The sequence below is a fragment of the Nocardiopsis sp. iso_237 genome, from assembly GCF_056173345.1.
In genome coordinates, this window is record NZ_CM149669.1 from 793,622 (window position 1) to 807,146 (window position 13,525).

Sequence of the window (13,525 nt, forward strand, 5' to 3'; positions counted from 1 at the left end):
CAGTACCGCCCATCGGGCGGGGGATGGGCGGGGACGGGCGGGGCCCGGTGACGAGGTCGTCACCGGGTCCCGTTCTCTCGTCGGGTCAGGCCAGGATGCCGACGTGGTGTGGGAGGTTCTGGCCCGCGATCTCCAGGGCGTTCAGGCCCAGGAGGAGGGTGGAGCTGATGGCGGTGGCGGGCCATCCCCACCACCGGCGGGGCGCACGGTGGCGACCCCGGGGAAGCACGGGTTCCGGCTGGATCCGGGCGGCGGCCTGTTGGGCTTCCCGGGCTTCCCGGGCCGCGCGTTCGCGTTGTTGGCGGGCGACGTGCACCCAGTGCGGGACGGGTCCGTGTTCGAGCATGTAGGCCACCCGGGGGTTGTCCTGCATCTGGCGGAGCAGTCGTTCCTGACGGGCCTGGTGCGATTCCGGTTCCTGGGGCGCCCCTGACGGAACCCGGACGCCCCAGGAAGGGGCGGACCCTCGCTTCGGGCGTGCGGCGGGGCGGGGGAAGCGGTGGCCTCGGGGTGCGGCCAGGACCGAGCGTACTTCCGTGCTGATCTGAGCGCTGCCGGTCATCGGGCGCCCCCAGCCGTGGTCAGGTCGGGGAGGGTGAACTCGGCCCAGATGACAGTGCCGATCCCGGCGCAGAACGGGAAGTCCAGCACCGGCCGGGTGCCCCACCTCGATGCCAGTTCACCGATCATGAGCAGGCCCCGGCCGCGTTCGGCCCGCTCCCAGTCCCTCCTTGTGCGACGGCGCGGGACCTTCGGGAAAGTGCTGCTGGTGGTGTCGGTTCGGGTGCCGTCGTCGATGATCGAGATCCGGACCGTTCCCGCCCTGGGCGTGTCCAGGGTCCGGACCACCCTGCCGTCGGGGTCCTGTCCGGAGCGTGAGTGTTCGCAGGCGTTGGCGAACATCTCGCTCACGCACAAGACCATGTCTTCCCTCGCCTCGGCCGGAAGGCTGGTCATCCGGTCGAGGTCCAAGGCGAGGTCGGCGCGAACCTGGCTGGTCTGGGAGAGCTGACCGGGGTAGACCCGGCACTCCCACCGGGGCGCGTTGTCGGGTGGGCTGTTCGTGTGGTCGAGGGCAGGGGTGTGCGGCACAATGGCCATGTCGGCAATCTGCTTTCTTTAACCAGGGGTGGTTGTCGGCCTGCTCTGGGGGTGTTGACGCACCCGCCAGAGCTTTTTCGTTGGAACCCTCACGCAGCGGCTGGGGGTTCGGGGTCGCGCTGATGGACACCGAGGTGGCGGTGGGCGAGCAGTCGCAGGAGTTCGGTGCGGTTGGGTGCGGTGATGCGTTCGTAGGGGTCGCCGTCACCGGTCCAGCCGAGGGGGCGGTGGGCCACGTAGATCTCGTGCGGGGCTTTTCCCTCCACCGTCATCGACCAGTGCTTGTGGAGCAGGGCGCAGAGCACGTGCTCCGGAACCGGCAGCGACTCCGTGTGGGGGTTGTTCTGCTTCGGAACCGTTCCCGCCACGGGCCTGTTGCCGGGTACCCGTGTGGGGGCGGGGTGGTCGTGGATGGCCTGGTCGATCAGCTGCATCGCCATCTCGGCGTTGCTCTCCTGTCGGGCGATCCGTAGGGCCTCCAGGACCAGGGGGAGGCGGTTGCGCAGGGTGTGGTTGTGCCACACGTCCACCTGCGCGGGAGTGAGATGGGCCGGTGCGGTCAGGGCGTCTTCGGCCACGGCCAGCAGGTCCCTGGTGTCCACGTCCAACATCAGCACTCTCCCTCGATCCGGGTCCACGGGTTGTCAGCCAGGTCGTAGGAGAGGTGGAACCAGACCTGCCGGAACTTCGGGTTGCCGTTGTCGCCCCACCGGTCCGCCAACGCGTTCACCAGGCCCAAACCGATGCCCTGGCCGCTCCCCAGGCCCGATTCCGGGTCGAGCGTGTTCAGGTCAGCCGCGGTGAACGTGCCCGGTTCAAGGGGGAGGCGGCTGCCCTGGTCCTGACAGGTGAGCGTCATCCCGGTCGCGCCTCGGTCGACGGTGAGCGTGTAGGTGCTGCCGTGGTCGCTGGAGCGCGAGTGCGCGAGGGAGTTGTTCGCCAGCTCCGAGCCCAGCAGGGTGAACAGGTACCGGTAGTCCGTGCTGCGTTCGGCGGCGCTGGTGTCCAGGAACGCGCGGACCAGGGGCATCAGGCCGGGGAGTCCGGCGAAGGAGTACTTGCGTTTCCGAAACGGGGTGCCAACGGCCCGGGAGAAGTAGTGGGCATGGAAGGGCTTGATGAAGCTCGCCAGGGGAACTGTGGTCTCGCGGTGGGTCAGTTCGGGGGAGAACACGCTCACGTGGCCACCGCCAACCGTCGCAGCCCGGACAGGACAGCCTCCAGGACCTGCAAGGGGATGGAGTCGATCGGCCTTCGGGGCGAGGGGATCAACGGACCCCGAGAACGAGACATGGCTCGGTGGGGAGGGTTTGCGGCGAAGGCCCGCACACGCGCGGCCTGCCTGGGACGACGGCGATGGAACGCCACAGACGCGAGATGGCACACGCATGCCAGCGCGGAGAGTTTCAGGGATCGGGGCGCCATGGACGCACACCTCCTGGGACGGTTGCCGGGTCGGAAGCCCAGTCGGGATTTCGAGTTAGCATCATCATGGAACCTGAATTTCCGATTTTCAAGGTCAACCTGAAATCCCGTCCGGGAAATCCATGAATGTCCAGTTCGAAGGATCGAAGGATCTAGGATTTGCTGTGCGACCAGCGACCGGGAGAGCGATGACGCAGCGATACAGCCCCACCGTCCGCCGCCGACGTCTGTCTGACGAGCTCCGGCGACGCCGAGATGCCGCGCGCATGACCCTTGATGAGGCAGCCCCAGCTGCCGAGATGTCGCGTACCACCATCAGCAACATCGAATCTGGGGTGAAGAAGCGACCTCAGGTACATGAGGTGCGTGCCCTGCTCGACGCCTATTTGGTGACGGACGAGCGGGAGCGCGAGGAGATCCTGAACCTGGTACGTCAGTCACGTGAAAGCGGTTGGTGGACCCGCTACAGAGATGTCCTCTCTGGCAAGTTCATCGGCTTCGAGGCCGAAGCTAGCGTGATCAGTACCTGGGAACCTCTCGTGATCCCGGGGCTGCTTCAAGTCCCCGATTACGTCAGAGCACTCGCGAAAGCAGGTCGCGTCCGCGACGTGCACAGCGTTCAACGTGCGGTTGATGCGCGAATCGAACGTCAGCGAATCCTGAGTAGCGATCCACCAGAGATGTGGGCTGTGTTTTCAGAGGGAGCCCTGCTTTCGCTGGCCGCTGAGTATCCCGATACGTTGAAACGGCAGGTGGAGTACTTGCTGGAGGTTTCGACGGTAGGGACGACCACCATCCAGATGACCCCTGCTTACCGTCTGACGCCAGGCCTGGGTGGACCGTTTGTCATCATGGACTTCCCTGAGGCGATCGACCCGACAGTCGTGTATCTGGAGACTGACACTGACGGGTTGTACCTGGAGGAACCTGATGAGGTAGCAAGGTACCGCCACGTCTTCGGCCACCTACGCATCGCGGCCCTAACCCCAGATGAGACCGTAGAGCGCCTGACAGCAATGATCACCTAGGAACTGATGATGAACTCGATCCCAGACAGCCTGTTCCGCAAGTCTTCCTACAGCCAGATCCAGTCGCAGAACTGTGTCGAGGTCGCTGATCTGCCCGGAGTGTCAGCTGTACGAGACACCCAGAACCGCGAGCTCGGCCACCTCTTGTTCAGCGCGACTGAGTGGCAGGCAGCGCTGAACATGGTTACCCAGAGCGCGTAGCTGGCCAAACAGAGGGGTCCAGCGAGCAGAGCTGGACCCCTCTATAACTCGATGTCCCAAGACCACCGTGCATCTGAGCCGAGCGGCCAGGATGCAGGGGTTGGTTGTCCGCCGTCGGACACGATTCGGGACGTTCTTCTTCGAGCATGGGTGTAGAGGCGGGAAGGACTGTGTATGAGTCAGTCAGTGTCCCCACTCTCAGCGGAGGTCCCCAGGATGCACCCCCACACCGACGGACTCGCCTTCTGCAACTCCAGCTACAGCGACCGCAACAACTGCGTTGAGGTGGCCCGCTACCGCAAGTCCTCTTACAGCAGCGGCCGACAGGAGAACTGCGTGGAAGTAGCTGACCTCGCTGCCGGTGTCGCGGTCCGGGACTCCAAGTTCCCAGACCACGGCCACCTCCTGTTCCCTGGCCCTGAATGGTTCGCCCTCCTGCACACCAACTAGAGGAGCCCCCATGCCCGAACACCCCCACCTCACATTCCGCAAGTCCAGCTACAGCGCCAACGAAGCTGCCTGCGTGGAGATCGCAGAGGGGCGCAGTGTGTTGGTCCGCGACACCCAGAACCGCGACCTCGGTGCTCTGGGATTCACCGGGGCAGAGTGGGCCGCCGCCCTGCTGGCCATCACCGAATAGAGGCCGCGTGCAACGGGCCCCGCCAGGCTAGGAGACGGGGCCCGTTGGTGTTCGCGCGATCATGGTCTAGGGACTGAGGTCTCTGGTCACCCCTTCACATGCTGGTGCCACGCCTTCGCAGCGTCCAACATGGCCACCAACCACTCCTCACCGGTTGCAGGAGAGGGGGCTCGAACGCGCCCAAGCCTTCCTGGATCTGCCCGGCCCCGCGGACTTCGTGGTCACCGCCTACGTGAACGGCGACTTCGTGTCGGCTGCCCTGGGCACGTTCATCTTCAACCTCACCTTTGCCGCCCTGCTCACGACCACGATTCCCTCGCTCGTCATCCCGTTCTTCGGGGTCGTCGCCACGGTCTACCGAGCCATGGAGATCGGCATGTGGCTCACACCGACATCCTCGGACGCCGCCATCGCCCTCATCCCCCATATCCCCGTCCTGATCATCGAATTCCAGGCCTACATCCTGGCGGCGCTGGGCGCGATCATTCTCTGGCGATCGACCTTCGGGTACCAGCGACTCGGACTGCCGTCCAAACGGGCGGGGTACCGGGCGGGCCTCGGCGTCAACCTGCGCCTCTATCCCGTCATCGTCCTGGTGCTCTTCGTCATCGCCGTCTTCGAGGCTTGGGAGGTCATCTACCTCATGCCCCTGCTCCACTGACCCGACACGGGACGCTCGAACTCGCGGAGTCGCCGGAGGCAGGAGTGGACCGCGCACTCGTTCACATCCCGGTGGGCAGGCGCGTGCGTCCCGGGCGGTCGCGGCCCGCTACGACAGGCGGGCCGCGATCTTCGATGGGACCGTGCAGGTGGCCTCGACCCGGACCCGGCTCCGCGACCCGACCCGTTCAGGAAACGGCGCCCAGGTGTACTGCTCCAGCCCGACTGGGAGGGCATGCGGCAGCTGCTCGCCGCCGCATGCCCGGGGCCGTCGAACCTGGTGGACGGGCTGTCAGGCGGTGCGGTAGCCAGCCATGATCGAGGCCGGGAAGCGGCTGCCTGCGGAGCCTTGGGGGAGGACTTCCCGGATGCGGGCCAGATCGGTCTCGGTGAGTTCCACGTCGGTGGCGCCGACGTTCTCCTCCAGACGTGCGGCGCTGCGGGTGCCCGGGATCGGGGCGACGTCCTCGCCCTGGGCCAGCAGCCAGGCCAGAGCGAGCTGGGCGGGGGTGATGCCCCGGGCGGCGGCGAGCTTTCGGAGCTGCTCGGCGGCGTTCAGGTTGTAGACGTAGTTCTCGCCCTGCCAGCGCTCGTCCCAGCGGCGCATGTCGCCCTCGGGATACTCGTCGGCGGGCCTGACCACGCCGGAGAGAAAGCCGCGGCCGAGCGGCGAGTACGGCACCAGGCCGATCCCCAACTCCCGCAGGACCGGCAGGATCTCGTCCTCCACCTCGCGTTCGAAGACCGAGTACTCATACTGAAGGGCTGTGACCGGGGTGACGGCGTGGGCGCGGCGGATGTACTGCGGGCCGACGTTACTCAGGCCGAAGTACCGCACCTTGCCCTCGGTGATCAGGTCACCGACAGTGCCAGCGACCTCCTCGGCCGGTACGTCGGGGTCGGAGATGTGCTGGTAGAAGAGGTCGATGGAGTCGGTCTGGAGGTAGCGCAGGCTGTTCTCGGCGACCTCGCGGATGTTCTCGGGGCGGCTGTTGACACCGCTCCCCGGCGTCTCGCCGGTCATGTCGAAGCCGAACTTGGTGGCCAGGATGACCTCGTCGCGGAAGTCCTTGACCGCGCTGCAGAGCAGCGTCTCGTTGCTGCCGGTGCCTTGGCCGTACATCTCGGCGGTGTCGAAGAAGTCGACGCCGAGTTCGTGGGCGCGGTGGATGGTGGAGATGCCGTCCTCGTCGTTCGAGGGGCCGTAGGCCATGGACATCCCCATCACGCCCAGTCCGAGCGCGGAGACGCGTAGTCCCTGCTGTCCCAGGCTTCGGTGCTGCATGCAGTCGCTCCTCGTGTCGTGTCGGCATCCCGCAGCCGACCAAACCAAACTGTTTGGTGTGACCCTACGCCCCTCCGGTATGCAACGCAATACCGAACGGTTCGGTCGCCTATCCTGGGCTCATGCCTTCCTCCACCAACCCTGGCCAGACCCCGGACGCCGCCATCGCTGGTGAGTCCGCCGACTCCACGCGCCAGCGGATCGTCGCCGCGGCCAAGGAGGAGTTCGCCCGGCACGGGATCGCCGGTGCCCGCGTGGACCGCATAGCCAAGCAGGCCAGGACGAGCAAGGAACGTGTCTACGCCTACTTCCGCAGCAAGGAAGCCCTTTACGCGCACGTCGCCGAACGCGAGACGACCGCGCTCGTCGAGGCGACGCAGCTGGACCCGACCGACCTGCCCGGTTATGTCGGCACCCTCTTCGACCATTTCACGGCACGTCCGGACCACTACCGCCTGATCATGTGGGGCCGCCTGGAGCAGGTCGAGCCCGCAGGCAGCGCCGCCAGCCGCCTCCAGGCCACGGTCGCGGGCAAGCTCGACCAACTCCGCGACGCTCAGCGCTCCGGGTCGCTCGACCCGGCCTGGGACCCGGTCGACGTCCTCGCCCTGATCAACCAGATCGCCATGACCTGGGCGGGTCAGCCCGAAATCGCCGCCGCTGCCGCGGGCCAGGCCGCGGCCCCCTCCGTCGCCGCCCGCCGCGCCGCACTGGTGGCCGCCGTCGAGCGCATGTTCCCTCGCGCGGGCTGAGAACAACGCTCACACCGTTCGGGTTTGACGCACACCTCGGATGCGTCCGTCGAAGATGGCGTCGCCAGCAGACCACGCCGGTACTGCGGTCGGGGCTCACAGCGGGCAGTCATCGGTGGGCAGCAGAGGGCGGATCGGGTCCCACTCCTCTTCGGAGCTCGAATCTGCGGCTCACGCACCGGGTGCGCACCGAGCGTCAGAGCCACAGATCCGAGATGCAGGATCCACGGAACACGACCTAGGGAGAGTGCAGGCGCAGCACCGCGTGCTCGGCCCACTCGGGCGGGCGGGTGAACCGGGAGACCACCGTCATCGTGAGGAAGGCCAGCGGGATGGTCCAGGCCGCCGGTTGCGCCAGCAGCACGCTCACCCAGCCCTCGGGCGTGCTGAACAGGATCGACCAGCCGACCGCACCGGTCGCGGTGACCCCGCCGACGATCAGCCCCGCGGCCGCCCCGGGCAGGGTCAGCCGCCGCCACCAGATGCCCAGCACCAACAGCGGGCAGAAGGTGGACGCCGCCACCGTGAACGCCCACACGACCAGCACGTTGATGTCGATCATCTGCGCGGGCAGCGCCAGGAGCACCGCGACGCAGGCGCCGACCGCCACGGCCAGCCGCAGCCGCGGCACGCTCCCCTGGAACAGGTCGTGGGACAGCCCTCCGGCCAGCGCCAGCAGGAGACCCGAGGACGTGGACAGGAACGCGCCGAAGGCCCCCGCCGCGACCAGCGCGGTCAGGAGCGTGCCCACCGAACCGGGGACGGCCTCCGCTGGCAGCACCACCGCCACGGTGTCGGTGCCCTGGAGCATCACCAGCTGCGGCGTGAGCACCCGGCCCAGCAGGCCGTAGACCGTGGGGAACAGGTAGAACAGCCCCAGCAGCGCGATCACGCCGACCGCGACCCGGCGGGCGATCCGCGCGGTCGGGCTCGTGTGGAACCGCATGATCACGTGCGGCAGCCCCATACAGCCGAGGGTGATGGCGAGCAGCGTCGACCACGTTTCGAACAGCGGGTAGCCGCCCACGTTCAGCAGCGGGGTGCTCCACCGCTCATTGCCCAGTTCCGGCAGCCCGGCCGGGTGCGGGATGGTGGCGCCCTCCGGGAACACGTACTCCGTGCCCTGCTCGACCGCGTGCCCTCCGGCGGCCAGCTCCAGCTCCCGACCGTCCGGGGTGGTCACGGTGACCGCGTGGTCCAGGCTGAACTCCGTGGCCACGGTGAACTCCACCGGAGTGGTCCGGGGGAAGTGGGTGCCCCACTCCGGGTGCAGCGCCTCGGCGCGGGTCTCGGCGCCCGCGTGCACCACCAGGAAGATCGCGGGCACGGCGAGGAAAGCCAGCTTCACGACGTAGTGGAACGCCTGCACGTAGGTGGCCGAGCGCATCCCGCCCGCCGCGATCGACCCGCTCACCACCAGGCCCGCCAGCAGCACGCCCACCCAGTAGGGGGTCCCGCTGACCAGGCTCAGCACCACCCCGGCCCCCTTGAACTGCGGAACCAGGTACAGCAGCATGATCACCAGCACCACGCACCCGCAGAGCTTGCGCAGCCGGGGCGCGCCCAGCCGGTACTCGGCGAAGTCCGGCACGGTGAAGGCCCCCGAGCGGCGCATGGGCCCGGCGACCAGCGCCACCACGGCGACGTAGCCCGCGGTGAACCCCACCGCGTACCACATGGTGCCCAGCCCGTTCTTGAGCAGCAGCCCGGCCAGGCCCAGCACCGAGGCGGCGGACAGGTACTCACCGGCGATCGCGAGGGCGTTCCAGTTCGGTGACACGCGCCGGGAGGCCACCAGGAAGTCCGAGGTGGAGCGGGCCGCCCGCACCCCGTACACCCCGATGACCAGGCTGGTGACCAGGACCAGGCCTATCGCCAGAACGGCCGTGGTCATGGCTTCCCGTCGGGTCCGGCGCCGCCGCCCTCGGCCCGGTCCTCCAGGCGCTCGGCCGCGCGCACGTGCCACAGGGCCAGCCCGAACAGCAGCGGGTACACCGCCACCGTCAGCAGCAGCCAGGAGACCGGGACCCCGACCAGGCGGGTCCGGCCCAGCTCGGGGAAGAGGGCGAAGGCCCCGCTCAGCCCGAAGAGCACCACCGCCAGCAGCAGGACCGTGCGCACCGCCGTGCGCCGCTGCGCCCGGAAGAGCCGCCGCGCCGCCTCGGTGTCCACCGGGGCGGGCACCGGGATGAGGTGGTGCGCGGGACGGTTGCCACGGGCCAGCGCGATGCGCGTCTGCGGGCTGGTGAGCTTCTCACGGCGCGGGCTCACACCCCACCCCCGGCGGTCACGGCTGCTCCTTGACCGCTCCCGGCGGGCGGGCCGAACGGCCCAGCTGGTCGCGTCGGGCCGCCTCCATGAGCTGGGTCCGGAGTCGGCGGCTGTGGCGGCGGCTCACCGGCACGTCCCCGGCCGGGGTCCCGGCCACCAGCCCGGAGGAGGACGTCACCCGCAGGTCCCGCACCCACGGGATGGCGATCAGGAACCCCCGGTGCACGCGGATGAACCCGGCGGCGGCCCACACCTCCTCCAGGTACGACAGCGACAGGCGGATCAGGTGCGTGCCGTCCGCCGTGTGCAGCCGCACGTAGTCGCCCTGCGCCTCCACGAACTGCACGTCGTCGCGCTTGACGAAGACGGTCCTGCGCCCGGTGTCGATCTGCACCACGTGCAGGTCCTCCGCCGGGGAGGACACACCGCCGGACCCGCGCAGCTGGGCGATCCGCCCCACCGCCTCGGCCAGCCGCTCCGGCCGGATCGGCTTGAGCAGGTAGTCCACGGCCCCGATACCGAAGGCCTCCACGGCGTGCGCCTCGGAGGCGGTCACGAACACGATGGACGGCGGCTCGGACATCACGCTCAGCACCCGGGCCACGTCCATGCCGTCCAACCCGGGCATGAGGATGTCGAGGAAGGCGGCGTCGATGCTGGTCGTGCCGAGCAGGCGGACGGCGGTGGCGCCGTTGGAGGCCACCAGGACCTCCGCCACCTCGGGCATGTCACCCAGCAGGGAGGCCATCTCCTGCCGGGTGGAGGACTCGTCCTCCACCACCAGCACGCGGAGTTCGGGCTTCACCGGACCACCACCCCGGGGGCGAACCTCGGTACGCGCACGGTCACCTTCGTCCCTTCTCCCAGAGCGGTCTCGATCACCAGACCGTACTCGGGTCCGTAGACCGCCCGCAGCCTCTGGTCGACGTTGGCGAGACCGACGCCGCGGGACTCGGGGCCGGTGCCCGCCAGCAGGGCGCGCGCCAGTTCGGGGTGCATGCCCACCCCGTCGTCCTCGATCTCGATGACGCACAGGGGGCCCTCGCCGAACCCGGACACGCTGATGTGCCCGGTCCCCTCCTTGCGTTCCAGCCCGTGCCGGATCGCGTTCTCCACGATCGGCTGCACGACCAGGAAGGGGATGGCGACGGGCAGCACCTCGGGCGCCATCCGCACGGTGATGTCGAGGCGGTCGTGGAAGCGGGCCCGCTGGAGTTCGAGGTAGGTCTGGGTGGCCTCCAGCTCGTCGGAGACCGTGGCGTAGTCGCCCTTCTCCGAGAACCCGTACCGGAGGTAGTCCGCGAAGTCCGACAGCAGGTGGCGGGCCCGGTCGGGATCGGTGCGCACCAGGGCGGCGATCACGGCGAGCGCGTTGTGCACGAAGTGCGGGGAGATCTGCGCGCGCAGGGTGCGCAGGTCGGCGGCGGCGATGCGGGCGCGGGCCCGGCGCAGGGCGGCGTGGTCCAGGGAGTCGGAGACCAGCGCGGCGGCCGCCTCCACGTCCGCCTCCACCGGGTGGCCCGAGGCCACCAGGGCACCGGAGAGCTCGTCCGCGACGGTCAGCGGGACGGCGCACACCGAGGTGCCGTCGGGCAGCCGGGAACGGGCGCCGCCGCCGTACTCGAAGACCTGGGACAGCAGGGCTTCGACCTCGGCGGGGGCCGGGCACCTCCCATGGGAGGCGACCGTTCCGTCGAGGTCGGCGAGGAGCACCCCGTCCACCGCCAGGACCTGGCGCAGACGGCGGGCGGCGGAGTGCGCGCCGCGCCCGTGCAGGCCGTCCCGGAGGTCGGCTCCCAGTGCGTGGACCTGGCGCATCAACTCGACGCTCGCCCGGCGTTCCGAGGACGTGGGGCGCCGGGAGGGGGAAAGCCGCGACAGCCACCGATAGGACACGGACCGATCCTATCCCCGCAAAATGTGTCGGCGCTCACGTGCTGACCCTCGCTTTTCCTCTTCGTTCCGGGCTGTGCGTCGCTGGTCACGGAAGGTGCACGGGACGGGCCCGCCGCCCGGGGAGGCGACGGGCCCGTCAACGGGAGAGCGGTGACCTAGTGGCTGCCGGCCTTCTCCGCGCCCGCGCCGGTGAGGGCACGGACCTGGAGCATCGCGAACTTGTCGAAGTCGCGCTCCTTGGACATCAGCGTTCCGACGATCGCGCAGACCAGGCTGATCGGCACCGACACCAGGGCCGGGTTGGGCAGCGGGAACCAGGCGAAGTCGACGTTGGGCATGAGCGCGGACTCCGAGCCCGAGACCACGGGCGAGAAGAACACCAGGCCGACGGCGCTGATCAGACCGCCGTAGATGCCCGCGAGGGCCCCGGCCGTGTTGAAGCGCTTCCAGAACAGGCTGAGCAGCAGGGTCGGCAGGTTCGCGGAGGCGGCCATCGCGAACGCCAGCGAGACCAGGAAGGCCACGTTGAGGTTCTGCGCGAAGATCGCCAGCACGATCGCCACCACGCCGACGCCGATGGCCGAGAACCGCGCGACCCTGACCTCCTCGGCTCCGGTCGCCTTGCCCTTGCGGATGACCGAGTTGTAGAAGTCGTGGGCCAGCGAGGACGAGGAGGCGATGACCAGGCCCGCCACCGTCGACAGGATCGCGGCGAAGGCGGCGGAGGCGATGACGGCCAGCAGGACCGCGCCGACCATCTCGCCGCCGATGCGTTCACCCACCACCGACGCGAGCTGCGGTGCGGCCGTGTTCCCGGCCGCGTCCTGCGCCGTGATGGCGTCGAAGCCCACCAGGGCGGCGGCGCCGAAGCCCAGCACGAGGGTCATCAGGTAGAACGCGCCGATGAGGCCGATGCCCCAGTTGACGGACTTGCGGGCGCTCTGGGAGTCCGGGACCGTGTAGAAGCGGATGAGGATGTGCGGCAGACCGGCGGTGCCCAGGACCAGCGCCAGCCCCAGGCTGATCAGGTCCAGCTTGTTCCACAGGGTCTGGAGCGCGTCCCCCTCGACGACGACCCCGTAGCGCTGGCCCGGTTCGAGGAACGCGGCCGCGTCGCCGTCGGCCGCCGCCTGGCTGGCGTTGGCCGCGTCGGTCATCAGGGCGCCCAGGTTGAAGCCGTAGAGCGACAGCGTGAGCAGGGTCAGCAGCGCGGCGCCGGCCATCAGGATGACGGCCTTGACGATCTGCACCCAGGTGGTGCCCTTCATACCGCCGAAGGCCACGTAGATCGTCATGAGCAGACCGATGACGACGATCCCGACGATCTTCGCGGTCGGGGCGTCCATGCCGAGGAAGGTCTGCCCCTCCTGGATGCCGAGCAGCAGGGCGATGAGCGCGCCCGCGCCGACCATCTGGGCGAGCAGGTAGAAGATCGACACGACCACGGTGGAGACCGCGGCCGCGGTGCGCACCGGGCGCTGCTGCATCCGGTAGGAGAGGACGTCGCCCATGGTGTAGCGGCCGGAGTTGCGCAGCAGCTCCGCGACGAGCAGCAGGGCGACCAGCCAGGCCACGAGGAAGCCGATGGAGTAGAGGAAGCCGTCGTAGCCGAAGAGCGCGATCATGCCCGCGATGCCCAGGAAGGACGCGGCGGACATGTAGTCGCTGCCGATGGCCAGGCCGTTCTGGAGCGGGGAGAAGCCGCGTCCGCCGGAGTGGAAGTCGGTGGCCGAGCGCGTGTTGCGGCTGGCCCAGACGGTGATGCCGAGCGTCGCCGCGATCATCAGGGCGAAGAGGACGAGGGTGACGATGCGGCTGCTCTCGCTGACCGCCTCCTGAGCGAGCATCATCGGCCGTCCTCCTGGTCCGTCGAGGAACCGTTCTGGAGTTCGTCGCGCAGTTCGGTGGCGAGCGAGTCGAAGTTCCGGTTGGCGTACATCGTGTACAGGACGGCGATCCCGAAGGTGGACACGAACTGGAGGATGCCGAAGACCAGGGCGACGTTGACGCTGCCGAACAGCACGGTGCCCATGACGTCGCGGCCGAACGCGGACATGAGGACGTAGAGCAGGTACCAGGCCATGAAGGCGATGCTCATGGGGAAGATGAAGCGGTACAGGCGCCGTTTCAAGTCGACGAACCGCGGGTCGGCGTGCATCGCGACGTACGCCGCGTCGGTGATGGGTACGTCGCCACCGCCGTTGCCGTCCGGTGGTGTCGGACCCTTCGGGGGGCTGTCGTGTGCCATGTTTCGTGAACCTCCGGG

Annotated in this window: 17 protein-coding genes; 6 read left to right on the forward strand and 11 right to left on the reverse strand. The window is 68.9% G+C overall.

The genetic code is table 11. The annotated features are described in order from the left end of the window. Window positions 1-85: 85 nt before the first annotated feature. The 4 genes from AC0VYM_RS03730 to AC0VYM_RS03745 all read right to left on the reverse strand — a co-directional run bounded on the left by AC0VYM_RS03730 (window position 86) and on the right by AC0VYM_RS03745 (window position 2,281). On the reverse strand, window positions 86-373 hold the full coding sequence (locus AC0VYM_RS03730; RefSeq protein ID WP_475458959.1) for a hypothetical protein: 288 nt from the start codon (window positions 371-373) through the stop codon (window positions 86-88). A gap of 185 nt (window positions 374-558) precedes the next feature. Then, window positions 559-1,101: an ATP-binding protein gene (locus AC0VYM_RS03735; RefSeq protein ID WP_475458961.1), complete on the reverse strand. Its 543-nt coding sequence runs from the start codon at window positions 1,099-1,101 to the stop codon at window positions 559-561. 89 nt (window positions 1,102-1,190) lie between these two features. Further along, window positions 1,191-1,712, reverse strand: coding sequence for a hypothetical protein (locus AC0VYM_RS03740; RefSeq protein WP_475458963.1), 522 nt, complete (start codon window positions 1,710-1,712; stop codon window positions 1,191-1,193). Next, window positions 1,712-2,281, reverse strand: coding sequence for an ATP-binding protein (locus tag AC0VYM_RS03745; RefSeq protein WP_475458965.1), 570 nt, complete (start codon window positions 2,279-2,281; stop codon window positions 1,712-1,714). Before AC0VYM_RS03745 ends, AC0VYM_RS03740 begins: the two co-directional genes overlap by 1 nt. A 433-nt stretch (window positions 2,282-2,714) precedes the next feature. On the opposite strand from AC0VYM_RS03745, the gene AC0VYM_RS03750 reads away from it, so the two are divergent. The 5 genes from AC0VYM_RS03750 (at window position 2,715) to AC0VYM_RS03770 (ending at window position 5,056) form a co-directional block, all read left to right on the forward strand. After that, the gene (locus AC0VYM_RS03750; protein WP_475458968.1) at window positions 2,715-3,554 is read left to right on the forward strand and encodes a helix-turn-helix domain-containing protein; all 840 of its coding nucleotides are present in this window, start codon (window positions 2,715-2,717) and stop codon (window positions 3,552-3,554) included. Between the two features lie 6 nt (window positions 3,555-3,560). Continuing rightward, window positions 3,561-3,755 carry a DUF397 domain-containing protein gene (locus AC0VYM_RS03755; protein ID WP_475458970.1) on the forward strand — a complete coding sequence of 65 codons (195 nt, stop codon included), beginning with the start codon at window positions 3,561-3,563 and terminating at the stop codon, window positions 3,753-3,755. A 216-nt stretch (window positions 3,756-3,971) separates the two neighbouring features. Beyond that, the gene (locus AC0VYM_RS03760) at window positions 3,972-4,205 is read left to right on the forward strand and encodes a DUF397 domain-containing protein (RefSeq protein WP_475458972.1); all 234 of its coding nucleotides are present in this window, start codon (window positions 3,972-3,974) and stop codon (window positions 4,203-4,205) included. Between the two features lie 10 nt (window positions 4,206-4,215). Continuing rightward, entirely contained in the window at window positions 4,216-4,395 is a 180-nt protein-coding gene (locus AC0VYM_RS03765; protein WP_475458975.1) for a DUF397 domain-containing protein, read from the forward strand. Window positions 4,396-4,549: 154 nt separating this feature from the next. After that, complete coding sequence (locus AC0VYM_RS03770) at window positions 4,550-5,056, forward strand: hypothetical protein (protein ID WP_475458977.1); 507 nt, start codon at window positions 4,550-4,552, stop codon at window positions 5,054-5,056. A gap of 291 nt (window positions 5,057-5,347) precedes the next feature. Here AC0VYM_RS03770 and AC0VYM_RS03775 read toward each other — a convergent pair whose 3' ends face one another. After that, a complete protein-coding gene (locus tag AC0VYM_RS03775) occupies window positions 5,348-6,340 on the reverse strand; it encodes an aldo/keto reductase (RefSeq protein ID WP_475458980.1) in 993 nt (330 codons plus the stop codon). Between the two features lie 122 nt (window positions 6,341-6,462). Here AC0VYM_RS03775 and AC0VYM_RS03780 point away from each other — a divergent pair, with 122 nt between their 5' ends. Further along, entirely contained in the window at window positions 6,463-7,092 is a 630-nt protein-coding gene (locus AC0VYM_RS03780; protein WP_475458983.1) for a TetR/AcrR family transcriptional regulator, read from the forward strand. A 238-nt stretch (window positions 7,093-7,330) separates the two neighbouring features. Here AC0VYM_RS03780 and AC0VYM_RS03785 read toward each other — a convergent pair whose 3' ends face one another. The 6 genes from AC0VYM_RS03785 to AC0VYM_RS03810 form a co-directional block, all read right to left on the reverse strand. Beyond that, window positions 7,331-8,986, reverse strand: a complete 1,656-nt coding sequence (locus tag AC0VYM_RS03785) for a sodium/solute symporter (protein ID WP_475458985.1) — start codon at window positions 8,984-8,986, stop codon at window positions 7,331-7,333. Next, window positions 8,983-9,363: a hypothetical protein gene (locus tag AC0VYM_RS03790; RefSeq protein ID WP_475458987.1), complete on the reverse strand. Its 381-nt coding sequence runs from the start codon at window positions 9,361-9,363 to the stop codon at window positions 8,983-8,985. The genes AC0VYM_RS03785 and AC0VYM_RS03790 overlap by 4 nt, the downstream gene beginning before the upstream one ends. A gap of 16 nt (window positions 9,364-9,379) precedes the next feature. Then, window positions 9,380-10,168 (reverse strand): LytR/AlgR family response regulator transcription factor, encoded by a 789-nt coding sequence (locus AC0VYM_RS03795; protein ID WP_475458990.1) that lies wholly within the window; start codon window positions 10,166-10,168, stop codon window positions 9,380-9,382. Beyond that, window positions 10,165-11,181 (reverse strand): sensor histidine kinase, encoded by a 1,017-nt coding sequence (locus tag AC0VYM_RS03800; RefSeq protein WP_475458991.1) that lies wholly within the window; start codon window positions 11,179-11,181, stop codon window positions 10,165-10,167. Before AC0VYM_RS03800 ends, AC0VYM_RS03795 begins: the two co-directional genes overlap by 4 nt. 233 nt (window positions 11,182-11,414) lie before the next feature. Beyond that, complete coding sequence (locus AC0VYM_RS03805) at window positions 11,415-13,109, reverse strand: solute symporter family protein (RefSeq protein ID WP_475458994.1); 1,695 nt, start codon at window positions 13,107-13,109, stop codon at window positions 11,415-11,417. Then, window positions 13,106-13,507: a DUF485 domain-containing protein gene (locus AC0VYM_RS03810; protein WP_475458996.1), complete on the reverse strand. Its 402-nt coding sequence runs from the start codon at window positions 13,505-13,507 to the stop codon at window positions 13,106-13,108. The genes AC0VYM_RS03805 and AC0VYM_RS03810 overlap by 4 nt, the downstream gene beginning before the upstream one ends. Window positions 13,508-13,525: the final 18 nt, after the last annotated feature.

Excerpts from the sequence above, each read along its gene's own strand:
- AC0VYM_RS03730 (WP_475458959.1), bottom strand. The coding sequence starts at position 373 with ATGCAGGACAACCCCCGGGTGGCCTACATGCTCGAACACGGACCCGTC.
- AC0VYM_RS03735 (WP_475458961.1), bottom strand. The coding sequence starts at position 1,101 with ATGGCCATTGTGCCGCACACCCCTGCCCTCGACCACACGAACAGCCCA.
- AC0VYM_RS03740 (WP_475458963.1), bottom strand. The coding sequence starts at position 1,712 with ATGTTGGACGTGGACACCAGGGACCTGCTGGCCGTGGCCGAAGACGCC.
- AC0VYM_RS03750 (WP_475458968.1), top strand. The coding sequence starts at position 2,715 with ATGACGCAGCGATACAGCCCCACCGTCCGCCGCCGACGTCTGTCTGAC.
- AC0VYM_RS03755 (WP_475458970.1), top strand. The coding sequence starts at position 3,561 with ATGATGAACTCGATCCCAGACAGCCTGTTCCGCAAGTCTTCCTACAGC.
- AC0VYM_RS03760 (WP_475458972.1), top strand. The coding sequence starts at position 3,972 with ATGCACCCCCACACCGACGGACTCGCCTTCTGCAACTCCAGCTACAGC.
- AC0VYM_RS03765 (WP_475458975.1), top strand. The coding sequence starts at position 4,216 with ATGCCCGAACACCCCCACCTCACATTCCGCAAGTCCAGCTACAGCGCC.
- AC0VYM_RS03775 (WP_475458980.1), bottom strand. The coding sequence starts at position 6,340 with ATGCAGCACCGAAGCCTGGGACAGCAGGGACTACGCGTCTCCGCGCTC.
- AC0VYM_RS03780 (WP_475458983.1), top strand. The coding sequence starts at position 6,463 with ATGCCTTCCTCCACCAACCCTGGCCAGACCCCGGACGCCGCCATCGCT.
- AC0VYM_RS03785 (WP_475458985.1), bottom strand. The coding sequence starts at position 8,986 with ATGACCACGGCCGTTCTGGCGATAGGCCTGGTCCTGGTCACCAGCCTG.
- AC0VYM_RS03800 (WP_475458991.1), bottom strand. The coding sequence starts at position 11,181 with ATGCGCCAGGTCCACGCACTGGGAGCCGACCTCCGGGACGGCCTGCAC.
- AC0VYM_RS03805 (WP_475458994.1), bottom strand. The coding sequence starts at position 13,109 with ATGATGCTCGCTCAGGAGGCGGTCAGCGAGAGCAGCCGCATCGTCACC.
- AC0VYM_RS03810 (WP_475458996.1), bottom strand. The coding sequence starts at position 13,507 with ATGGCACACGACAGCCCCCCGAAGGGTCCGACACCACCGGACGGCAAC.